Below are 21,171 nucleotides of genomic sequence, written 5' to 3'. Positions count from 1 at the left end.
GGGATGGACAATGTCTGAACTCTGGCGCCTCGACCGGGCGCGTACCCGCTCGATCAGCCCCGAGAACCCGACCGGCGCGCCCGGCGCGGGTGGGCGGGCGGAGACCGGGACCGGCGCGGGCGCGGCACGTGATCTCGGTGTGGGGTGGAAGGTGTCCCCGTCGATCGACCTGGCCCCCGGTACCACCGCGACGCTGGCCGACGTGTCGGGGCCTGGCGTGATCCGGCACTTCTGGCTGACCACCGACCGCACGGTGCTGCGCCGGTTGACTCTGAACTTCACCTGGGACGACGACTCGCACCCGTCGATCGACGTGCCGCTGGGCGACTTCTTCTGCAACGGCTGGGACGAACTGGCGCTGGTGAGCTCGGAAATGGTGGTGGTCGCACCCGCCGGTGGCTTGAACACCTACTGGCCCATGCCGTTTCTCCAGCGCGCCCGTGTCACCCTGCACAACCCCACCGAGCGTTCGGTGCCGGTCTACTATCAGCTCACCTACGACGAGACCGAGGTAGGCGAGGACGTCGGCTACCTGCATTGCCAACGGCGCCACAGCAATCCGCTGGGCACTCCCGCGGTGCACACGATTGTCGATGACGTCCGGGGCCGCGGACGCTACGTCGGCACCTATCTGGCGATCGCACCGAATGCGCCCGGCTGGTGGGGCGAGGGCGAGGTCAAGTTCCACCTCGACGGAGACGACGACTTCCCGACGATCTGCGGCACCGGCACCGAGGACTATTTCGGCGGCGCCTGGAACTTCGACCTCGACGGCGCCTACCGCGACTACTCCAGCCCCTATCTCGGTCTGCACCAAGTACTGCCGCACGACGAGATCTACACGCCGGCACAGCGATTCGGCATGTATCGCTGGCATGTGCGCGACCCGATCCGCTTCCACGAGGAGCTGCGCGTCACGCTGCAAGCGCTGGGCTGGCAGGATGGCGGGCGGTATCTCCCGTTGGCCGACGCCGAAATCGCGACCACCGCATGGTGGTATCAGGAAAGGGGACGGTAGATGCGCGCGCTCGTGATCGAAAAACCCGGCGAATACTCGGTGCAGACGATTCCCGACCCCACTCCCGGCCCGGGGGAGGTGGTGGTCCAGGTGGCCGCGGTGGGGATCTGCGGGACCGACATCCACATCGTCGAAGGGGAATTCCCGCCCACGCCGTACCCGATCGTGCCCGGTCACGAGTTCTGCGGCCTGATCGTCGACGGCCCCAGGTCCGGCGAGAAGGTAGCCGTAGACCCGTCGCTGTTCTGCGGCGCCTGCCACTATTGCCGCATCGGCCGCGGCAACCTCTGCGAGCGCTGGGGTGCGATCGGCGACACGGTGAACGGCGCGATGGCCGAATACGTCGCGGTGCCGGAGGCGAACTGCTTCACGGTGCCCGACGATCTGCCCGCCTCGCACGGCGCGCTCGTGGAACCGCTGTCGTGTGCCGTCCACGGATTCGACGGGCTACCAAGGATGCTGGGCTCGCACTACCTGATCTACGGCGCCGGCACGATGGGCCTGATGATGCTGCAACTCGCGGTCGCGGCGGGCGCGGCCACGGTCTCGGTGGTCGACCTCAACACCGACCGCCTGCAGGTCGCCTGCGCCCTCGGCGCGGACGCGGTCGCCACGAACGCCGACGAGTTCGACCGCCCGCACGGGTGGGAAGTCGTCATCGACTGCACCGGCGCGATCCCAGCGATCGAAGACGGCCTCACCCGAGTCCGCCGCGGCGGCACCTACCAGCAGTTCGGCGTCGCCCCCGGCGACGCGACGGCCTCCGTCTCACCGTTCCGTATCTACAACGACGAGATCACCATCGTCGGCTCGATGGCGGTGGTCCACAGTTTCGGCCGCGCCGTCGACCTCGTCCGCAAGGGGGCGATCGACGCCGACACCATGGTCACCCACACCTTCGCCCTCGACCAATTCTCGGAGGCGCTACAGACGTTCCGCGACGGCGTCGGCCGCAAGATCCAGATCGCGCCACGCGGATAGATGGCCACCGTCGCCGGAGTGGACAGCTCCACCCAGTCCTGCAAGGTCGTCGTGTGCGACGCCGACACCGGCGAGGTTCTGGCACGAGGACACGCACCGCACCCCGACGGCACCGAGGTCCCGCCCGAGGCATGGTGGACCGCGCTGCAGCAGGCGGGGGAGGGGCTGCTCGACCACGTCGACGCGGTCTCCATCGCCGGACAGCAACATGGCCTGGTGGCACTCGGCGAGTCGCACAAGCCGGTGCGAGATGCCTTGTTGTGGAACGACGTTCGCTCCGCCGAGGCCGCCGACGACCTCGTCGCGGAACTGGGCGGCCCGCGGGCGTGGCTGGACGCGGTCGGCAGCGTCCCGGTCGCCGCATTCACTGTGGCGAAACTGCGTTGGATGGCCGACCATGAGCCCGAGCTCGCGGACCGAGTCGCCCGGGTGATGTTGCCGCATGACTACCTGACCTGGCGGTTGTGCGGCGGTGGTGACACTGCGCCGACGACCGACCGGAGCGACGCGTCGGGTACAGGGTACTGGTCCGCGGCGGAGGGCCGGTATCGAGAAGACTTGTTGGCCAAGGGTTTCCACGGCCGTAGCCCTGAGCTTCCGACCGTACTCGAACCTTCCCAGAGTGCGGGACACACCGCTGCGGGCGTGCTCGTCGCCGCGGGCGCCGGGGACAACGCGGCGGCGGCGCTCGGACTCGGGATCGGCGACGGCGACGTGGTGATCTCGCTGGGCACCAGCGGCACAGCGTTCGCGCGTACCCCGCAGCTGAACACCGATCCCTTCGTCAACGGATTCGCCGACGCGACAGGACAATTCCTGCCGTTGGTGTGCACGCTGAACGCCGCCCGGGTGCTCGAGGCGACGGCCACAGCCCTGGGAATCGGCCTCGGCGAACTCGACGCACTGGCCTGCCAGGCCCCACCGGGCGCCGACGGCCTCGTCCTGCTGCCGTACCTGTCCGGCGAACGCACCCCGAACCTGCCCCAGGCGACGGGCAGTCTGCACGGATTGCGTTTGGAGACAATGCGACCCGCTCACCTGGCCCGCGCCGCAGTCGAAGGAATGGTGTGCAACATGGCCGATGCGCTCGACCGGCTCCGCGCGGCCGGCGCGACACCTCGGCGAGTGCTGCTGATCGGCGGCGCATCGCGTTCGCAGTTCGTTGCCGAGACCGCCGCGCAGATCTTCGGTGCGGCAGTGACTGTGCCGGAGCCGGAGGAGTACGTCGCGCTCGGCGCCGCACGGCAGGCCGCGTGGGCTTTGCGCCGTGGCGCTGAACCGCCGCAGTGGCCGGCGGTGTCGACCGTCGAGATTCCAGCGCCCGACGACCGTGCGGCGGGCACGGAGATCCGCAGTGCCTATGGCCGGGCGCGAGAATCCTTGTACGGCAGCTGACTCCGTCATGCCGAACACCGAGCCCGGATATGGCTTCAGGTCACCTCGGTCACTCGATACTGAACCCCCCGCTCCCTCCGGAGCCCCACCGTCACAGGTCTACCGACACGCTGCCGACGGCGGTGGTGATCGCTATCCCACCGGGTTCAGACACCACTTGCGGTTGGTGGTTCTCCATCGACATGTGAACTTCCGTCCCCCGAAAGACTGCAGATACTGCTTCGTCGGTGGTCATATGGAATACCGAACACCGGTGAGGTCCTCGGACATCTCCCATAATCTGCGCTGAAGCAGGGCATTGCGGGAGGTGGCAGACGAGCTGACGATCCGGGGATGGCCTCGTAGTTCGCCCAGTCCTCTGGGACCGAAGTATTGGCCGCCTACAACTGCGGGATCCGTTGCGGCGCGCAATATCGGCAGTGCTCCCATCGCAGCGCCTTGACGCAAGCTGCCGAGCAGTCTGTTCTGCAGCCGTATGGATATCGGGGCGTCCCTGACGAGGTGTGTCTTCGTCGTGCCCGGGTGCGCTGCCACGGCGATGGCGTTCGTACCTGAGGCCGCAGCCAGCCGACGTTGGAGTTCGTATGTGAAGAGCAGGTTGGCGAGCTTGGCCTGGCCGTAGGCGTGTACCCACTTGTAGGGACGCCGTTGCCAGTGTGGGTCGGCGAAGTCGATGCCGTCACCAGCCATGCGGTGACCGAAACTGCTTACGGTCACGATTCGGGCTCCGGGTGTGTTCATCAGCGTATCCAAGAGCAAGCCTGTCAGCGCGAAGTGTCCGAGGTGACACACGCCGAAGTGGAGTTCGAAGCCCTCCTCGGTGGATCCCTTCGTAAACGCGACCAGCCCCGCGTTGTTGATCAACAGGTCAATGCGGGGGTAGCTTGCGCGCAGTTCGGCGGCCGCGGATCTGACAGATCGCATGGATGCGAGATCGAGCTGCTGCACGCTGACGGTAGCGCCGAGTTGAGAGTCGGCGATTCTGGCGGCAGCTTCGGTTCCCGCGCCGATGTCTCGCACGGCGAGCACGGTGCGGGCTCCGCGACGCGCAAGAGCAGCGGCGATCTCGTACCCGATACCCGAATTAGCGCCTGTTACAACGACAGTGCGCCCCGATTGATCCGGTATCGCGTCAGCCGTCCAACGCTGACGCCGGTTCATTTTCATTTCACCTCGCTCACGTCGGGGACCGGATACTTCTCCAGTAGGGCGGTAGCGGTTGGTCAGGCATCCGGAGTCGGCCGACCCTGCGAATCGCAGCGCCGCCCAAAAGATCTGAGTCGATCTCATCGCCACGCGTGGTAAAAGGCCGGTTCCGGATACTCCCCATACTCGACGAGCTTTCCGTTGTCGATACGGTACACCTGGGCCAGGACGTAGCTCAGCTTCTCGCCGTCACGTTCGATTGAGTTCTTCGGTTCAGGCGATCGGACCGCGAATGACGCTGCGGCGCTGGTGACTTGCCTGAGCAGACGAAAGATCCGCGGCAGCGACGAGTTTCGCGACCAGACTCGATCAGATGCCCGGCGCTACAGGAGTCTCCTCCCGCTCCCGCGCAGCGTGGCGGGGCAGGAACATGGCCGGAACGATGATCACCGCGGTGAGCCCGAACGCCACCCAGAACGCGAAGCCGAAGGAGTCGGCGAGCAACGGTCCGACGACCGGCATCAGTTGGGGCGGGACGGAGCTGATCTGCCCGGAACCGCCGCTGCCGGAGGGCATTCCGTGCTCGGTCAGCAGTCTCGAGAGGTGCTGCGTCAGCGCCGTCACGAGCAAGGCGCTGCCGAGCGACGCGCCGACCTGCTGAATGGCGGAGAGTGTGGGTGCCGCGCGTGTCACGGCGTCCTTGCCGAGTTCCGTGTAGGCAGCCGAGATGGTCGGCATCATCACCGCACCGAGGCCCATGCCGCGCACGAACAGGGCCACACAGAGCCAGACGTAGGAGGTGTCGGTGCCCACGTGCGTGAACGGGAGGGTGCCGATGAGGCCGAGCACGACGCCGACGGGAACCACGTAGCCGGCGCCGATACGGTCGGTGAGCCGGCCACCGATCACGACCGCCACGATCGCGCCCAGCCCCTGGGGTGCGAGCAGCAGGCCGGCGCCGAGCGGGCCCTGTCCGCGCACGGTCTGGTAATACAGCGGGAGCAGCAGCATGCCGCCGAACAGTCCGATGGCGACGAGGAAGACCGCGATGGTTCCGCCGGCGAACAGCCGGTTGGTGAGCAGGCGGACGTCGACGATCGAGTCGGCTCCCTTGCGCAGGCTGTGCCAGGTGTACAGCGCCAGGCCCGCGACGCCGCCGATGAGCCAGCCGAGCACACCCCAGTCGGTGAAACCGCCGTGTGAGCTGGCTTCGGAAAGCCCATAGAGCAGGCACACGAGGCTACCGGACAGCAGGATCAGTCCCCGCAGGTCGAGACGCCCGTGTTCGGGCACGGTGTCACCGCGCGGGAGCTTCCAGACCGCGAGCGCGAGGGCGAAGGCGCCGACCGGGACGTTGACGAGGAAGATCCAGTGCCAGCTCGCGTACTGGACCAGCAGGCCCCCGATCACCGGGCCGAATACCGGTCCCAGCAGCATCGGGACACCGAGGATGGCCATGGCCCGGCCGAGGCGTTGCGGGCCCGCGGCTCGTGTGATGATCGCCTGACCGGCGGGCAACAGCATGCCGCCGCCGAGTCCCTGCAGGACGCGGAAGGCGATCAGGCTTTCGATGGACCAGGCGGCCGCGCACAGAGCCGAGCCCGCCACGAACAGACTCACCGCGGTGAGCCAGACCGGTTTGGGTCCGAACCGGTCCATCGCCCATCCGGTGACCGGGATGACCAGCGCCACCGCGAGCAGGTAACCGGTGACCACCCACTGCGTTGTGGACAGGGTCGCGCCGAGTTCGGTGCTCAACGAATCCAGGGCGACGTTCACGATGGTGGTGTCGAGAACCACCATGATCATGCCGGACACGATGACGAGTCCCGTGACGATGACACTGCGGTCGAGCTTGCCCGACTGCTGCGCGGTGGTGGATGCCATATCAGCTCCCTCGTTGAAGGTGCCAGGACTCGACCGGGCGACAACACCCTGCGACTACCCGCCGTGAGGCCGATTATCGCGGCGCTGTCATTCCACGGGTGCCCGTCGGCGCGGGGCGCGAGCACGATTGGCGGCTGATTGTGTACCGGGCAGCGGATAAATCCCGCCTTCGGCTACTTCCGTGCCGGAATGTCCTTCGAGAGCACGCTCGCCATCTTCGTGGCCTCGGCACAGATATCCCCTTTTTGATCGGCGGAGAGCTTGGCCGCCGCGGCGAAATAGATAGGGTTGTTCGGTATGTCGAATCCGATCGTGCAGTAGTCCGGGCTTTCCGGGCGATAGAAGAGTACGGCGGGGCGTCCGCCCACGGTCACGTCCTTCGGGTTCGACAGGTTTTCCAGATCGAAGGATTTGGCAAACGTCTGGGCGGCGATGGAGTCGATCTGCAGCATGTACCAGCTGTCACTCAGCCAGGTGCACGTCGCCTTTCCGACGCTTTTGTCTGCACTGACGTCGGGCGTCTTCTTCGCCGGATTCAGCCCGGCTGCTCTCGCGTCGGGATCGGAAATGGAACACGGATCCCACGCGACGTCGGCAGCGGCCGGCTTCGGCGCGGCGGGCGGCGTGCTCACCGCCGATTCGGACGAACCCGAGTCCGCGAATACTGCGACGACAACTCCGATTCCGATCCCGAGCGCGACCACCAGTGCCGTGCAGATACCCACGACCCGCTTGCGTGAAGTGGCACGCACCGTTCGGTTGCCGGCTCCGACGACCGGGGCGGCAGGTCGACTCGCGACTGGATTCGGAACAGTCAGTGCTTGCCACGCGGCCATCGCGAACTCCGAACAGGACGCGAAACGTTCCTCGGGCCGTTTGGCCAATCCCCGCGCGAGTACCAACTCGAGAGCCGACGGCAAGTCCGGGCGGATCGCCCGGATCGGTGGCGGCTGCTGCTGCAAGTGACCTGCGATGACCGCAGCGGTATTCGTCGATTGGAACGGCGTCCGGCCGGTCAGCAACCAGAACAGCGTGCACGCCAGCGAATACTGATCCGCGCGCCCGTCGAGGGCGATACCGGACAGCTGCTCAGGCGCGGCATAGGCGATCGTTGCGTTGACCGAACCTGTCCGCGTCAGGTGGCTGGCGTCGTCGCGCAGCCGGGCAATGCCGAAATCGGTCAGGAATACCCGCTCTCCGCCGGTGGGGTCGGCCAGCAGGATGTTCGCTGGTTTGACGTCGCGGTGCAGTACACCGTTTGCGTGGGCATAGTCGAGCGCGGCCGCGATGTGCCCGACGATCCGCACCGCACGCTGCGGCGGGTAGCCGGCCGGGGGTACCGACGCGGCATCGACACCGTCGATGTAGGGCATGGAAATCCACGGCTGCGCGGTCTCGACACCACGGTCGAACACCGTGACGATGCTCGGATGGTCCAGGCACGCAACAACATCGGCTTCGCGTTCGAAGCGGGCGCGCATCTCGTCGTCGGCGAACAGTTCCCGATTCAACAGTTTGAGTGCAACCAGCCGCGGTAGTCGCGGGTGCTGGGCCAGATACACCGAACCCATGCCGCCGCGGCCCAGCACACCCCGAATGGTGTAGCCCGCGAAGACATCACCCTCGTTCAACATCGAGTAATCCCATCATGTTTGCCCCCGGTGTTCGGGCCCACGCCTGTGGGTGCCCCACCTGGAACGCCTCCCGCCCTTGCGAACGCGAACACGATACTGGAGCTGCGCGATCCCCGTACCGTCCACTGGGCCGGACGTAGCTCGCGGATACGGGTGCTGCGTAACCGTTTCCGAGCAAGCACCTCGGATCCGACGCACGCGGTCGCGGGGATCTTCTCGACCGAGAAGGAAGACGGCCCAGCGAGAGCGTTCCGATGCGGAATACCTCTGGCGACCTACCTGTCAGCGACGGAGGGACAGGCGCCGGACCCGAATGCGGCTGTTCTGAACGGCTACGAGAATTCGCCGACGCCGCAGGGGATTTGACGGTGGCTGGATCATGGCGGAGACGACCATCCTCCCGCCGTGATCTGGCCGGAACCACGGCTACCGAGCGTCGCACCGCCCTATCGATTGGCCGAGAGCGTGGGGCCAGCGACCTCAGATGTGATTGTGGCCGGACAGGCGTTCGTGGTCGATCTCGGCGTCGCGTTCGCGGTCGCGCTCGTGATCGCTCTTGGCGTTGACGTTCCACGAGATCGGGTGGGCGCCGGGGCCGCAGTCCTGGCTCACCTCGATTGTGGATTCGGGGCGAATTCGTACCTCTTGGACCAGCGGGCGGAGGTCGCTGCACATGACGAATATTCCGGCGGTTGCCGGGCCCACGTCGGTATTCGTGCATTTGATATCGACGCGGCTGTCGACCGGAGCCGCGGAGCAGAACGCTTCACGAGGGCGCAGCGCCTGAGCGGATCCCGCTCCGACGGTTGTCGATACGGTCACGGCCGCGAGGCCGGATATCGCCGCGCCCATGATCGACAGCCGACGGGTTCTTCTCTTGGGGAGGGACACCACGTTCTCACTTTCGCTGTACCGCAGAACAATTCCCGAAATCGTATGTATACCCGAAAGTACTTCCCAATGGAAGGAAGTTTCGACGGTGCTCATCGGCGCCACTCGGCTGCACTTCTCCGGGATTGTCACGGCCCAGCCTCGACGTGGCCGACAGCCGCCTGAGGTACCGGCATCGGCGAACTCGCAACCGCATGAGCAGTCACCAGGGTGGTGCTGTCGGAGCCGAGATGCTTGTTCGCCGACCGATCGTCTCGGAATTCCGAAAACTCCTGCGCCTCAATTGTTGTCCGGTGCCGCCCGGGATACCGACTCGAGCAGACGCTCCCGCTCCCTGTTCGATACCCCCGTCCCGCATACCGGCTCGGCGAGCACACACAGCAGCAGCGCCACGCCCACCGCACCCGGGTCGGGGTGCCCGACGGCGCGCTCGCCGAGGTAACTCGCGCGACCGCGCCGTGCCCGTAGGGTCGCGGTGGACAGCGCCCCGTCCACGGCGCCGTTCACCATCGCGGCGACATCGTCGCCACTCAGCGCCTCGGCGGCGGGAGCGAGCGCGTCGACCATGGTGCGGTCGCCGACTTCCGCCTCGCCGACGCGCTGGATGGCGGCCAGCCCATCGCCGATGCCGACCCTGAGGGCGTCGAGGTAGGAATCCGACTGGGCCGCACGGGTACCGAGTGATTGGAACAGCAGTCCGAACAGCGGGCCGCTGGTGCCTCCGACCTCGTCGAGGAAGACCGCTCGCACCGTATCCCAGGGGGCGGGGGAGTCCGGTGCGGCGAGGCGATCGGCGACCTCGGCGAAACCCTCGCGCAGATTGACACCGAAATCTCCGTCGCCGGTGATCTCGTCCAGCGTTGTCAGTGCGGGCTCGGCCGCGACGAACACCTCCTGCAGCCGGGCAACGAGGCTGTCGAGTGTCTTCATCGCCTCACTGGTCATCGTGCGACGTCCTTCCACGCGGGTGCGCCGGTCGGGGCATGCCAGAGATCGAGCCAGCCGTCGGCGAGTCGGGTGAGGGTGATCGAGAAGCCGCGCATGTCCAGTGCGGCGACAAAGGTGCCGACCTGGATGGACGAGACTTCGTGACCTCGGGCGGTGAGGGTGCGTGCCGCGAGTTCGAGAACTGTGCAGAGCTCGAGTTCCGTTGTCGCGCCGAGCCCATTGATCAACAGGAGCAACGGCTTTCGATGATCACCGGGCAACGATGTGAGGATGTCGGTGAGCATCCGGTCGACAAGTTCCGCGAGCGGCGGCCTGGTGATCGAGGTCGAGGCGCGTTCGCCGTGAATTCCCACCCCGTATTCGAGCTGATCCGCTGCGAGTTCGAAGGCGCGCGTCCCGCTGTTCGGTGAGGTGAGCGCCTCGGTGGCCACCGCGATACTGCGGCTGTGCTCGGCCACCTCGCGGCCGAGCGCGGCCAGCGAGGTGAGGCTGTCACCGCGGTCCGCGGCGGCACCGAGGATCTTCTCGACGACGATCGTCGCGGCCGTCCCGCGTCGTCCTGTCGCCGTCTCGTCGGATTCGGTGGCGACGTCGTCGTCGACGAGTACCCGGTCGACCTCGATACCATCGGCGGCGAGCCGCTCTGCCGCGATACCGAAATTGATCTTGTCTCCGGTGTAGTTCTTGACGATATGCAGCACCCCGCCGTCACGAGCGACGGCCTTGCTCGCCTCGTAGACCTGGCGATTGTGCGGCGAGGCGAAGATCTTGCCCGGTACGGCCGCGTCGAGCATGCCCATTCCGACGAATCCGACGTGCATCGGCTCGTGGCCGGAACCGCCGCCGGAGACGAGGGCGACCCGCCGTGTCGGCGCACCGCGATCGTGGTGCACGAACAGCGGGTCGGTAGTCAGCCGCAGCCACGGGTTTCGGCGCACCAGACCCTGCAGTGAAACCTCGGGGCCCTGGCCTGGTTCGAGTAAGAACAGTGCGGGCACAGATCTCCTCCTCGTCGATCGACTGCGTGATGTCCAGTATCACGGGGTCGCGGTTCTCCCCGACGTCGGCCGACGATCGCGCGGCCTCGGTGCTAGGCCTCGACCGTGTTGTTCTGCGCCGGGGGATGGATGACCCCGTTCACATAGCTGCTGCCCGGCTGGTAGGTGTGCTCGCGCACCGCGTCACCCGAATTGCCCTCGATGGTGTGGATGGTGCCGTTGGCGTCGACCTTCTCGACCAGTCCGATGTGACCGACGCCGTTCAGGACGATGAGATCGCCCACCCGGGCGCGGGAGGCGTTGTCGGCGAGTCCGTGGCGCTGTGCGTCCGCCCAGATCGTGGGCACGCTGACGGCCAGCCCCTGGCTGTTGGTGGCGGTCCAATTCAGCGGGATGTGCGCCTGCTTCCAGGCCCAGGTGGCAAAAGCCGCGCACCACGGCCCGTCGATGTTGTAGGGCTTGCCCGGGAGGTGGTTGTCTCCGATTTCGTGGACGTTGAGCTGGCTCAGGGCAGCCTGTATGGCGCCGGGTGCGCCGGGCGCCAACGCAAGGGGGACAATGCTTCCCGGCCCTGCCGGCGTGCCGAGCGTCGACCACGGCGTCGCACCTCCGCCCGCACTGCCGCCGGTCGGATATGTCGCGGCGGGACGGTAGGTGGGCACCGAACTCTCGATAATTCGCTTCTGGTGCTGAATCTGCCTCGCGGCAGAGTCGACCTTGTTGTGCACATAGCTGACGGCGTGGAGGGCGGCGCCGATCAGGTCCTGTTCTTCACTCGGTGGCAACGGTTGGTGGCTCGTGTTTCTCTTCGACGCGGATTCGAGCGTGCTTTGGAGCCGGTGCACCTTTGTCATGCAGGCCGTGAAGGTTCCGTTCGACGTGTCGAAGGTCGAGTAGGAGGCCATGCTGACATCCTCGTCGTGGCGGCTGATCGCCAACTTGGCGGCGCGTAGCTTCTCCAGCGTCGAGGCGTGGGCGTCGACCATGACAGCGAAATCGTGTGTGTCGTCTAGTCCGTCGTGGAGCAGCCCCAGCCTTTCCATTTTGTGCAGCAGGTCGGGCTGTTCCGACGGCCTGCCCGAGGCCAGCAACCCGATCGATTGGCGGAGCGCCTTCTCTACCGCATGGAGAACGGCGATGAGGCCCTTGTGCGCGCCGACCGGCGGGACCAGGGTGATGTCGCTGAGGTGAAATGTGCTCGGGCTCAACGGAATACCTGCTCACGAATGACGGGCGGGGTCGGGATGAGCGGCGCGCCATCTGAGCAACCCGGCGATCAGCGCGTCGACTTGTCTGCCGGACAGGATAACCGTGCCGCATCGCGCGGGCTCGGTGATCGACAGTTCGAGTTCGTCCTCCGATATCGCCGGGTCCGCGCAGTGGAGCAGCGGCGCTTCGGCCGCGATGTACCCGTCGAGCATCGTCCCGATGTAGTAGGTCGGGTTGTCGTCCGGGCCGAAGGTGAGCCGACTGCCCAGCATGCGATCGACGATCGCGTAGATCCGGGGCATGAACTGTTCCGGCGGCCGGCCGCAATCCTGTGCGCGTTCGGCGATCATCGCGGCGAGCGGACCGATCGGATCGCCACCGCTGGAGACGATTTCATCGACGCTGCTGCAGTTCCAGTCGATGTCGCCGTGCTCCATCCGGTCGACGATGACCGACATCAAGCGGACTGCCAGGTCCTTGTCGGTGTGTCGAGACATGCGGTCTGCCTTTCGTGCGAGGAGCTACGGTTGCGACGGCTGGGTTACTCCGCCGCCGGCGGTGTTCACAGTTCGGCGGTATCGCTGATGGACCAGCCCCGCGCAGATCGCCGCCGCGGTCACGGTCATGGTCAGTGCCAGGGAGTTTCGCGTCGCGGTGGTGAAAGCCATGGCCGCCACGATGGTGACCAGCGCCGTGCCCACCAGGTACGACAGGTAGGGATGCCACCACATCCGGACTCCACGCCCGTGATCGACGTCGGGCCGCTCGTTGCGACGCGAGACGATCTGCGTGGCACAGATGCAGAGATAGACCACGACAGCGACCGAACCCGACGAGTTCAGCAGGAACGTGAACACCGCGCCGGTCGGCAGGAAGTAGTTGGCGCCGACCGCGACGAACCCCGCACTGGCGGCCGCGAGCACCGCTGCCACGGGCACGGCGGACGCTCCTGGGCGGCCGAGTAGCGCAGGCGCCTCCCCGCGCTGGGCCAGCGAGAACAACATCCGCGAGGACGAGTAGATGCCGGAATTCAGGCATGACAGCACCGAAGTGAGCACGACGAGATTCATGACCGTCCGGGCGCCGGGCAGGCCGAGCGTGGACAGCACTGCGGTATAAGGACTTTCGGTGACCACGGCGGCATCCCAGGGCAGCAGCGTGACAACGACGAGTATCGAGCCCACGTAGAAGATCACGATGCGCCATGCGACGCTGCGCATGCTGCGCCGGACCGCGCGGCCGGGATCGGCCGCCTCACCTGCCGCGATGGTCACCAGTTCGGTGCCGAAGTAGGAGAAGAAGACGGTCAGCACGGCCACCAGGACGACGCGGCCGCCGCGAGGAAACAGCCCACCGTGTCCGAGCAGGTTCGTGGTGCCCGGCGGATGGTGATAGGGCAGCAGCCCCAGGATCGCGGCACCGCCGATGCCGATGAACAAGACGATCGCGGTCACCTTGATCATCGCGAACCAGAACTCGAACCGTGCGAACGAGGTGACGGCGGCCAAGTTCACCGTGGTGAGTGCGGTCATGAAACCCAGAGCGGCGAGCCAGGTGGGCACCGCGGGCGTCAGCTGGTGCGCGATCGCGGCGCCGGCGATCGCTTCGAAAGCCACTGTGACACACCAGTGATAGGCGTAGAGCCATCCCACAGCGAGGCCCGCCCACGACCCCAGCTCACGGGAGGCGTAGGCGGAGAACGAACCGGTGACCGGGTGGGCGGTGGCGAGCTCGGCGAGCATTCGCATGACCAGCACGACCAATAGTCCGGTGGCCAGATACACCAGCACGATCCCCGGGCCGACCGACGCGATCGTCGTGCCACTGCCGACGAACAGTCCGGCGCCGATGACGCCGCCGATACCGATCATCGTCATCTGGCGGGTGCTGATGGCGCGTTGCAGAGTGTCCGACGTGGACAACGAGGTGGGCACGGTGGCGCCTTCTTCCTGAACCGCTGGGCTGTGACCCGGGTAATCCCTTGGCCTCCTATGAAACACACCATTCCCACGGGATGCAAGAGAAGTTGCACAAAATAAGTTCTGTGCAAATATTGGTTGCAGCCGGCGCAGCCGTGCCCGAGCAGACGAAGGGACACACCGACCGTGACGACAGTGCTGACGACTCCTTCCGAGCATCTGATGACGCTGACCTTGAACCGCCCGGATCGCCTCAACGCGGTCAGCGAGACGATGTACGAATCGCTGATCGAGCAACTGGCGCTTGCCGATTCGGCACCCGAGATCCGCGCCGTCGTCATCACGGGCGCGGGACGCGCCTTCTGTGTCGGCGCCGACATGAAAGCCCACAGCTCCGGCGCGCGCGACCGCTCCGAACGTGAGCGCTACCTGCTGCTGGCCCAGAGAGTGTGTGAGCAGATACAGATCATGAATACTCCGGTGGTCGCCGCCGTCAACGGATACGCGCTCGGTGCCGGCGCCGAAATCGCAGTCAGCGCAGACTTTCTCGTCGTCGCCTCGGATGCTCGGATGGGCTTCCCGGAGGTCGGTCTCGGCACCTTCGTGGGCGGCGGAGTCACCCACCGGCTGCCGCGCCTCGTGGGTCTGCGCCGCGCCACCGAGCTGCTGTTGCTCGGTGAGCGATTCAGCGGCGCGGACGCGCACGCGTGGGGTCTGGCCTACCTGGCGGTAGACGGCGACAGCGTCGTCGCGGCGGCTCGGGCGCTGGCCACCACGGTGGCCACCAAGGCCCCGCTGTCTGTGGGCCGGATGAAAGAGGCGTTGCGCCGCACCGACTCTCTCGAGGCGGCGCTCGAATCGGAACCGCGACAGATTCTCGCTCTGATGGACACGCAGGACTGGGCCGAGGGGGTCGCGGCCTTCACCGAGCGGCGCGCCCCCCGCTTCGAGGGAAAGTAGAAACGCTGTGGCACAGGCATATTCCGCATCGCCCGTCTTGGAGCCCGCTGCCGCGCGCTCGGCTGTCACCCGGCTGTTCGACCCGCATTCGATCGCGGTCGTCGGCGCCTCGGCCGATCCCGGCAAACGCGGCTACCAGGCTGTGCGAGCCCTTCACGAGGCCGGCTTCGACTATCCGGTGTATCCGGTGAATCCCCGGGGCGGCCGCATTCTCGGTCTCGAGGTCGCTACGTCGATCGCGCAGCTGCCCTACGGCGTGGACGTGGCCCTCATCGCCCTGCCCGCGGCGGCCGTTCCGGACGCGCTACGGCACTGCGCGGCGGTGGGGATCCCCGCGGCGGTGGTGCTGGCCAACGGATTCGAGGAGACCGGCGCAGCGGGCGCGCAGGTCCAGGACGCGTTGGCTCGGGCGATCGCCGACACCGGCATCCGCGTCGTCGGGCCCAACACGTCGGGGCTGCTCAATCTCGCCACCGGTGCGAATCTTGTTGGTATACAGACTGTTCCGGCCGGAGCGATCAGCGCGATCACGCAGAGCGGCAACATGCTGCTGTCGCTGATCAACGACCTACGGGTGGTGCGGGGCACCGGAATCCACGCGTATGTCGGACTCGGCAACCAGGTCGATGTCAGCTACGACGAATGCCTCGCCGAACTGGCGCGCCATCCCGAAACCGGGGTGATCGCCATCCATATCGAAGGATTCACCGACGGGCGTGCGTTCCTCCGGTCCGCCGCGCGGGCGATCCGGGAGACCCCGGTGGTGGTCCTGCGTGGGGGACGGTCGGCGGCTGGGCGGGCCACCGCGCTGTCCCACACCGCGTCCGTGGCCGGATCCGACGCTGTCGCCGCCGCCGTGCTGCGCCAGGCGGGCGTGGAATCGGTCGACCGATCCGACGAATTCGCTGTGCTCGCCAATGCGTTGGCCTCCACCGACCCCATGCCCGCCGGCCGCGGTGTCGTCGTTCTGTCCGACGGCGGTGGCCACGCCGCGCTGGCGGCCGACGCGCTGGCCGCCGCCGGTGTCGAACTCGCTTCGCTCGCCGACGACACCCGCGACGCCCTGCGACGGCTGCTCGGTCCCGCGGCGGCGGTGTTGAATCCCGTCGATGTCGCCGGCGCCACCGACACCGATCCCGCTCTCTTCGCCGAGGCGGTCGAGATCCTGACCGATGACCCCGCGGTCGGGCTGGTGTTGATCGTCGGGATGTACGGGGGCTACCACCTGCGCTTCGACGCCGCGCTGGCCGAACAGGAGGCGCCCGCCTCGGCGCGTTTGCTGGAACGCACTGCCGCCCAGGGGATTCCGCTGGTCGTGCACAGTTGTTACGCCGGTGAAACGATTGCGAATCACGACATGTTGCGTGTCCGAGGCGTCACGGTGACGGGTTCCATCGACCACGCCGCGCGGATTGTCGCGGCCCTGCACCGACGCGGCAGAATAGTGGCCACCGCGGCACAGCGTTCCTCGTTCGACTTACCAGCCCCCGCACCGCGGCTGGTCTCCGATCGGCCGGTGCTCGACGAACCCGCCGCCCGAACCTTCCTGAGCCGGCAGGGCATCGATGTCGGAGATTGGACGGTGGCGCCGACGGTCGCCGATGCCGTCACCGCCGTCCGCGCATACCGGCGGCCGTGCGCGTTGCGCATCGTGTCGCCCGGCGTCGTGCACAAATCCGATGTCGGTGGTGTGCGGTTGAACGTGACGGCCGAGACTGTGGAGGCGACTGCCGCGGCCATGATCAGCTCGGTGACCTCCGGTGTGCCCGGTGCGCGGATCGACGGGATCATCGTCACCCCGATGGCCGAGCCGGGGGTCGAGGTACTCGTCGGGGCGATGCGCGACCCGGTGTTCGGCCCCGTCGTCGCCTTCGGCAGCGGCGGCGTACTGGTGGAAGCATGGGACGACGTCACCTTCCGCGCCGCGCCGCTCACCGAATTCGAAGCCCTCGAGATGATCGAGGAGACCAGGGCGTCGCGTCTGCTCGACGGCCACCGCCACCTGGGATCAGTAGACCGAAACGAGCTGGCGCGCTTGCTGGTTCGCGTCGGCGCGATCGCCGCGGCGCATCCGGAGATCGCCGAACTCGACCTCAATCCGGTGATCGCCTCCAGCACTGCGATCGTTCCCGTGGATGTTCGAATCATTCTGTCCGGCAACGACACCGAGGAGCCCGAACAGTGAGTGGTCCCGTGCGGATCGACCGCAGCGGTCACGTCGTGGTGTGGACTCTGGACAACCCGGGCGCACGCAACCCGATCTCCGACCCCGAAACCATCGCGGCAGTGGAAGACGCCGTCGCCGAGGCCGACCGTGACCTCACCGTTCGCGTTGCCATCCTCAGCGCGACCGGCCCGGCCTTCTCCTCGGGAGGCAACATCGAACACATGCGCGACCGGGCGGGCATGTTCGGCGGCAGTCCGGCCGAGCTGTATCGCAATTACCGGCACGGCATTCAGCGCATACCCAAAGCCCTGTATTACTGCGAAGTTCCGACGATCGCGGCCGTGAACGGGCCTGCGGTGGGTGCCGGCTGCGATCTCGCGATGATGTGCGACATTCGGCTCGCCTCCACGGCCGCCACCTTCGCCGAGAGCTTCGTGCGAGTCGGCATCGTTCCCGGCGACGGCGGGGCGTGGCTGCTGTCCCGGGCGATCGGCACCGCTCGTGCCGCGGAGATGGCCTTCACGGGCGAGCCGGTCGACGCCGCCACCGCGCTCGAGTGGGGCCTGATCTCCGCGGTCGTCGAGCCCGCGCGGCTGCTCGAGTCGGCGCACGATCTCGCGACGCGGATCGCGCGGCAACCGCCGCATGCGCTGCGGATGACCAAACGCCTGCTGCGTTCGGCCGAAAACCACAGCCTGGACAGCGTTTTGGAGCTTTCGGCAGCGATGCAGGCCGCGGTCCACCACACCGCCGACCACGCCGAAGCCGTCGCGGCGATGCTGGCCCGCCGAGAGCCGCGGTTCACCGGCGCATAGCCGGCGATGTCACCCGCGTGCTGATGCGGCTGGTCGTGCCTCCGCGGGAAACGCACGTCGCCCTCATCGGCGTCGGCAACGTCGGCGTCGCACTGAGTCTGATAGCCGAATTGCGGCGTGCGGGACTGACTTTGGAGGCTGCCGAACTGATGACGCGGGCGGGTATCCACCTGGTTTGCAAACATTGCGCTCTTCGAGCACCGCTCGCTGCCGACCCGGCGTTCTACCTGCTGGAGGAGGTGTAGGGCCCACCGGACACCCAGACAGTGCTGTTCGACGTGCTGGAAGCCGCCGGGCCGATGGTGCTCGACGCAGCCGTGGAGCCGGGGCCGGCGCCTCGCCTCCGGCGGTACCGGGAAGGCCATACCGAATCGGTGAGCGCCGAATCATCCACTCCGCCGGTGAAACTCGATCTGTCCACGCCGTTGCGTGAGATCGAGCCGTTCCTGGTGGCCCTCGGCGAGGCGCTCGCCGAATCGGCTCCTGCCGTGCGGGCGATGTGTTTCGGTCATCTGGGCGACGGCAACATCCACGTGAATCTCCTCGATATCGCCGACGACGACCGCGATGCGGTGACCGACACGGTGCTGCGGCGAGTCGCCCCCCACGACGGCAGCATCAGCGCCGAGCACGGAATCGGGCGGGCCAAGGCTCGATGGATCGGGCTCGGTCGCAGCGACGTCGACCTCGACATCATGCGATCCATCCGGGCTGCCCTGGATCCGGCGCGACTGCTCAACCCGCACATTCTTCCCGCGAAATGACGTCAGGGACCAGTCGTCCCACGGCTGTAGATACCGAAACTGCCGAGCAGTTTCTCCTCCTCCAGCAGGGTCGATCGGACGCTGTGTCCGAGGGTTTGGGCGACACCGGCGGCCAACGCCTGTGCCAAGGAGGTGAACGCGGTCATCGACCGGAGAACCGAGGCACTGGACGCGTCGACGAGAAAACAATCGTGCGCGGAAGCCGCGAGCGGGGACCCGGCGTTATCGGTCAGCGCCACCACATGCGCACCGCGCTCGCGTGCCCACTGCGCAGCGCGCACAGTGTCGGTGCTGTAGCGGTGAATGGAGATCGCGACGAAGCAGTCGCCCGCGTGCACACGGCGCAGTTCGTCGGTGAGCGAGCCGGCGCCGCCGTTGATCGTGTGCACATCCTCGCGCAGCATGCCGAGTAGATATCCGAGCAGGTAGGCCGGGGCATGAGATTTGCGGAGCCCCAGCACGTGAACGTGGGCATCGCGCGCGAGGTGCTCGACAACGCGGTGCCAGGCCGACTCCTCGATACGGGCGAAAGTGCGAGCGATGTTGGCCTGATCCAGCGCTGCGGCTCGTTCGAGCACTCCGTTTGCGGCGGTTCCGAGTTGCTCCAGGTTGTCGAAGCGGCGCAGTAGTTGCGCCTGCTCCTGCAGATGTTCACGACACAGGCGGATCAGCCCCGGGTAGCCCTGCAATCCCAGGCCATTGGCGAACCGGACGACGGTGGCCTGGTTCACCCCGGCCGCGGAGGCGAGCTCCGAGACGGTCATGAACGCGACGGTCTCGGGGTCCGACATCACGCGCTCGGCGAGCTTGCGATGCGAAGGTGACATCGAATCGAGACGCCGGCGCAGTTCGGTCAAAAGCTCGTCGAAGCTCGCAGGGCCCGGCGTCGACTGCTCATTCGTGGCGGCCATGGTCGCTCCACTCTCCGAACTGCCCGGAGGGTCGGGGCGGATCCGGACACCTGAACTCTAATCGGCAACGGAGGCCGGTGAACCCTGGCACGGCCGTTGGTCTCGTGGCGGTCGACCGGTACCAGCGCTGGCGAGAAATGTCCGGCCTTCCGACGATTTCCGCGATTGGTGCGAAACGAAGCGGCGAAGCGACCAAGCCGCCGCGGCGCCGAGCTGTCTCACCGGCACATCAATGGAGTACTCGGAATTCGTCCGCTACGGAAACTCGACGCTGAGACCCGAAGGGGGCGAATATGGCGAATTCGCGGCAATGGACCGCTATTCCGCACGGGGTGCGGTGCCGGCGGAGGCCGGTCCGCGGGCCGGCAAGAGTGGAGTAGTCGTCTGTCGGCGCGGGATCAGGATGCCTACTTGGGCTGGGACAGGTCCCTGATACCGGTGATCGCCGTGATGATGTTGTCGATGGTGGAGGTGCCCTCGTCGAGGGCGGAGCTACCGGAGTCGAGCGTCGCCGAGCCCGACGACAATCCGGCGGAACCGGAGGATGAGCCGGTATCGGACGATCCCGAGCTCAACTGGGCGGGGGCGGTGGTGCCCGAGTCGGCGGAGGGCGCGGCCGAGGCCATGGCGACCGGGCCGAGGAACAGGGCGCCGGCGGAGAGGGTGGCGGCAGCGACGATCTTGCGAGAGACCATGTGCGGGGCATTCCTTTCACAGTTCGATAACGACGCCATCACGGCGTGTCACCCAATATATGGAAAGTGAAATCGGTGAATCCAGTTTCGTTACTGTGTGAATGGTCACGGTTAACGACTGGCGAACGAGATATTTTGCCGAATGGCGCTATTTGATCTTGCATTTCTCTCGATAACCGAATGATCGAACTTCCAGGTTCTCCGTCGGTGCCGCGGATGGCGTGCATCGGCCTGGTAGAAGAGGCCCCGTGCGGCGTAATCTACCTCACAGGTCCGGCGGTAGATTGTCGGCTTCGCCGGGCGCCGGCCGGTCGTGGCGCCGGCCACAGCGGCATCGCCCGCTCGCAGATCGCCCATTCGAACATCGCCCATTCGAACAAGGAATCGTGATGGTCCTCTTCATCGACGTGCACGAACATCTGCCCGAGGGCACGACGGCCCAGGATGTGGCCGCCGCCCATGCCGCCGACCTGGCGATCCAGGGAGATTACGGCGTGACGTACCAGCGCTACTGGGTCGACGAATCGAGCCACACGGCGTTCTGCCTGGTCGATGCCCCGGACGCTGATACCGCAATCACCGTGCACCGCGAGGCGCACGGCCTCGTGCCCGACAAGATCTACCCGGTCGTCGAGGGCACCTGATCATCGCCGCTCGAAACGAGGCGCCGATGGCCACGACCCCGCCCGGCTCCCCGGGCATCCGACGCGATCGGCCCGCTACGGCCGCCATACCGATGGCAGCGTACGGAGTGGTCGCCTACCTGCTCTTCCTCCCGATGCTCGTCCCCCATCCGCATCACCGGGGTCGCGCGGATCCGGTCGATCTGTGAC

Annotated in this window: 22 protein-coding genes; 10 read left to right on the top strand and 12 right to left on the bottom strand. The window is 66.9% G+C overall.

Annotation, left to right across the window (positions count from 1 at the left end):
* Positions 1-10: 10 nt before the first annotated feature.
* Genes NA3_RS30805 through xylB form a run of 3 tightly spaced genes read left to right on the top strand, consistent with a single transcriptional unit; the run spans position 11 to position 3,394 of the window.
* Positions 11-1,018, top strand: coding sequence for a glycoside hydrolase family 172 protein (locus NA3_RS30805; RefSeq protein ID WP_062967632.1), 1,008 nt, complete (start codon positions 11-13; stop codon positions 1,016-1,018).
* A complete protein-coding gene (locus tag NA3_RS30800) occupies positions 1,019-1,999 on the top strand; it encodes a zinc-dependent alcohol dehydrogenase family protein (protein WP_062967630.1) in 981 nt (326 codons plus the stop codon).
* The gene (gene xylB / locus NA3_RS30795; protein WP_062967628.1) at positions 2,000-3,394 is read left to right on the top strand and encodes a xylulokinase; all 1,395 of its coding nucleotides are present in this window, start codon (positions 2,000-2,002) and stop codon (positions 3,392-3,394) included. It abuts the gene before it with no gap.
* A 91-nt stretch (positions 3,395-3,485) separates the two neighbouring features.
* Here the strand turns inward: xylB and NA3_RS37235 are convergent, their stop codons facing one another.
* From NA3_RS37235 to NA3_RS30750, 10 genes are all read right to left on the bottom strand, one after another.
* Positions 3,486-3,629, bottom strand: coding sequence for a hypothetical protein (locus NA3_RS37235; protein WP_157126611.1), 144 nt, complete (start codon positions 3,627-3,629; stop codon positions 3,486-3,488).
* Positions 3,626-4,561: an oxidoreductase gene (locus NA3_RS30790; RefSeq protein ID WP_062967626.1), complete on the bottom strand. Its 936-nt coding sequence runs from the start codon at positions 4,559-4,561 to the stop codon at positions 3,626-3,628. Before NA3_RS30790 ends, NA3_RS37235 begins: the two co-directional genes overlap by 4 nt.
* 348 nt (positions 4,562-4,909) lie before the next feature.
* Positions 4,910-6,427 carry a DHA2 family efflux MFS transporter permease subunit gene (locus NA3_RS30785; RefSeq protein ID WP_062967624.1) on the bottom strand — a complete coding sequence of 506 codons (1,518 nt, stop codon included), beginning with the start codon at positions 6,425-6,427 and terminating at the stop codon, positions 4,910-4,912.
* Positions 6,428-6,600: 173 nt separating this feature from the next.
* Positions 6,601-8,061 (bottom strand): serine/threonine-protein kinase, encoded by a 1,461-nt coding sequence (locus NA3_RS39365; protein ID WP_062967623.1) that lies wholly within the window; start codon positions 8,059-8,061, stop codon positions 6,601-6,603.
* 480 nt (positions 8,062-8,541) lie between these two features.
* Positions 8,542-8,952: a hypothetical protein gene (locus NA3_RS30775; protein WP_157126610.1), complete on the bottom strand. Its 411-nt coding sequence runs from the start codon at positions 8,950-8,952 to the stop codon at positions 8,542-8,544.
* 279 nt (positions 8,953-9,231) lie between these two features.
* The gene (dhaL, locus tag NA3_RS30770; protein ID WP_063917825.1) at positions 9,232-9,897 is read right to left on the bottom strand and encodes a dihydroxyacetone kinase subunit DhaL; all 666 of its coding nucleotides are present in this window, start codon (positions 9,895-9,897) and stop codon (positions 9,232-9,234) included.
* The gene (locus NA3_RS30765) at positions 9,894-10,898 is read right to left on the bottom strand and encodes a dihydroxyacetone kinase subunit DhaK (protein WP_062967619.1); all 1,005 of its coding nucleotides are present in this window, start codon (positions 10,896-10,898) and stop codon (positions 9,894-9,896) included. The genes dhaL and NA3_RS30765 overlap by 4 nt, the downstream gene beginning before the upstream one ends.
* A 92-nt stretch (positions 10,899-10,990) precedes the next feature.
* Positions 10,991-12,106, bottom strand: coding sequence for a CHAP domain-containing protein (locus NA3_RS30760; protein WP_062967617.1), 1,116 nt, complete (start codon positions 12,104-12,106; stop codon positions 10,991-10,993).
* 12 nt (positions 12,107-12,118) lie between these two features.
* Positions 12,119-12,604: a hypothetical protein gene (locus tag NA3_RS30755; RefSeq protein ID WP_062967615.1), complete on the bottom strand. Its 486-nt coding sequence runs from the start codon at positions 12,602-12,604 to the stop codon at positions 12,119-12,121.
* Positions 12,605-12,628: 24 nt separating this feature from the next.
* Complete coding sequence (locus tag NA3_RS30750; RefSeq protein WP_227995150.1) at positions 12,629-14,041, bottom strand: amino acid permease; 1,413 nt, start codon at positions 14,039-14,041, stop codon at positions 12,629-12,631.
* 171 nt (positions 14,042-14,212) lie between these two features.
* Here NA3_RS30750 and NA3_RS30745 point away from each other — a divergent pair, with 171 nt between their 5' ends.
* Genes NA3_RS30745 through NA3_RS30730 form a run of 5 tightly spaced genes read left to right on the top strand, consistent with a single transcriptional unit; the run spans position 14,213 to position 18,732 of the window.
* Positions 14,213-14,986 carry an enoyl-CoA hydratase/isomerase family protein gene (locus NA3_RS30745; RefSeq protein ID WP_218021920.1) on the top strand — a complete coding sequence of 258 codons (774 nt, stop codon included), beginning with the start codon at positions 14,213-14,215 and terminating at the stop codon, positions 14,984-14,986.
* A gap of 7 nt (positions 14,987-14,993) precedes the next feature.
* The gene (locus NA3_RS30740; RefSeq protein WP_084492005.1) at positions 14,994-17,171 is read left to right on the top strand and encodes an acetate--CoA ligase family protein; all 2,178 of its coding nucleotides are present in this window, start codon (positions 14,994-14,996) and stop codon (positions 17,169-17,171) included.
* Positions 17,168-17,968 (top strand): crotonase/enoyl-CoA hydratase family protein, encoded by an 801-nt coding sequence (locus NA3_RS30735; protein ID WP_062967609.1) that lies wholly within the window; start codon positions 17,168-17,170, stop codon positions 17,966-17,968. Before NA3_RS30740 ends, NA3_RS30735 begins: the two co-directional genes overlap by 4 nt.
* 17 nt (positions 17,969-17,985) lie before the next feature.
* Positions 17,986-18,213: a hypothetical protein gene (locus tag NA3_RS38885; RefSeq protein WP_227995151.1), complete on the top strand. Its 228-nt coding sequence runs from the start codon at positions 17,986-17,988 to the stop codon at positions 18,211-18,213.
* Positions 18,214-18,234: 21 nt separating this feature from the next.
* Positions 18,235-18,732: an FAD-binding oxidoreductase gene (locus NA3_RS30730; protein WP_227995155.1), complete on the top strand. Its 498-nt coding sequence runs from the start codon at positions 18,235-18,237 to the stop codon at positions 18,730-18,732.
* Positions 18,733-18,734: 2 nt separating this feature from the next.
* Here NA3_RS30730 and NA3_RS30725 read toward each other — a convergent pair whose 3' ends face one another.
* Both NA3_RS30725 and NA3_RS30720 read right to left on the bottom strand, forming a co-directional pair.
* Complete coding sequence (locus NA3_RS30725) at positions 18,735-19,643, bottom strand: MurR/RpiR family transcriptional regulator (RefSeq protein WP_062967607.1); 909 nt, start codon at positions 19,641-19,643, stop codon at positions 18,735-18,737.
* A 407-nt stretch (positions 19,644-20,050) separates the two neighbouring features.
* Positions 20,051-20,338, bottom strand: a complete 288-nt coding sequence (locus tag NA3_RS30720) for a hypothetical protein (RefSeq protein ID WP_062967605.1) — start codon at positions 20,336-20,338, stop codon at positions 20,051-20,053.
* Between the two features lie 389 nt (positions 20,339-20,727).
* On the opposite strand from NA3_RS30720, the gene NA3_RS30715 reads away from it, so the two are divergent.
* Entirely contained in the window at positions 20,728-20,982 is a 255-nt protein-coding gene (locus NA3_RS30715) for a nickel-binding protein (RefSeq protein WP_062967603.1), read from the top strand.
* 26 nt (positions 20,983-21,008) lie between these two features.
* On the top strand, positions 21,009-21,170 hold the full coding sequence (locus tag NA3_RS37225; protein WP_157126609.1) for a hypothetical protein: 162 nt from the start codon (positions 21,009-21,011) through the stop codon (positions 21,168-21,170).
* The last annotated feature ends 1 nt before the right edge of the window (position 21,171 follow it).

The organism is Nocardia africana NBRC 100379 (assembly GCF_001612635.1).
Classification (GTDB): Bacteria; Actinomycetota; Actinomycetes; order Mycobacteriales; family Mycobacteriaceae; genus Nocardia; species Nocardia africana.
This window is presented reverse-complemented; position numbering and strand designations above follow the sequence as displayed.

Coding starts and splice junctions, on each gene's coding strand:
- NA3_RS30805 (WP_062967632.1), top strand. CDS start 11: ATGTCTGAACTCTGGCGCCTCGACCGGGCGCGTACCCGCTCGATCAGC.
- NA3_RS30800 (WP_062967630.1), top strand. CDS start 1,019: ATGCGCGCGCTCGTGATCGAAAAACCCGGCGAATACTCGGTGCAGACG.
- xylB (WP_062967628.1), top strand. CDS start 2,000: ATGGCCACCGTCGCCGGAGTGGACAGCTCCACCCAGTCCTGCAAGGTC.
- NA3_RS37235 (WP_157126611.1), bottom strand. CDS start 3,629: ATGACCACCGACGAAGCAGTATCTGCAGTCTTTCGGGGGACGGAAGTT.
- NA3_RS30790 (WP_062967626.1), bottom strand. CDS start 4,561: ATGAAAATGAACCGGCGTCAGCGTTGGACGGCTGACGCGATACCGGAT.
- NA3_RS30785 (WP_062967624.1), bottom strand. CDS start 6,427: ATGGCATCCACCACCGCGCAGCAGTCGGGCAAGCTCGACCGCAGTGTC.
- NA3_RS39365 (WP_062967623.1), bottom strand. CDS start 8,061: ATGTTGAACGAGGGTGATGTCTTCGCGGGCTACACCATTCGGGGTGTG.
- dhaL (WP_063917825.1), bottom strand. CDS start 9,897: ATGACCAGTGAGGCGATGAAGACACTCGACAGCCTCGTTGCCCGGCTG.
- NA3_RS30755 (WP_062967615.1), bottom strand. CDS start 12,604: ATGTCTCGACACACCGACAAGGACCTGGCAGTCCGCTTGATGTCGGTC.
- NA3_RS30725 (WP_062967607.1), bottom strand. CDS start 19,643: ATGGCCGCCACGAATGAGCAGTCGACGCCGGGCCCTGCGAGCTTCGAC.
- NA3_RS30720 (WP_062967605.1), bottom strand. CDS start 20,338: ATGGTCTCTCGCAAGATCGTCGCTGCCGCCACCCTCTCCGCCGGCGCC.
- NA3_RS30715 (WP_062967603.1), top strand. CDS start 20,728: ATGGTCCTCTTCATCGACGTGCACGAACATCTGCCCGAGGGCACGACG.
- NA3_RS37225 (WP_157126609.1), top strand. CDS start 21,009: ATGGCCACGACCCCGCCCGGCTCCCCGGGCATCCGACGCGATCGGCCC.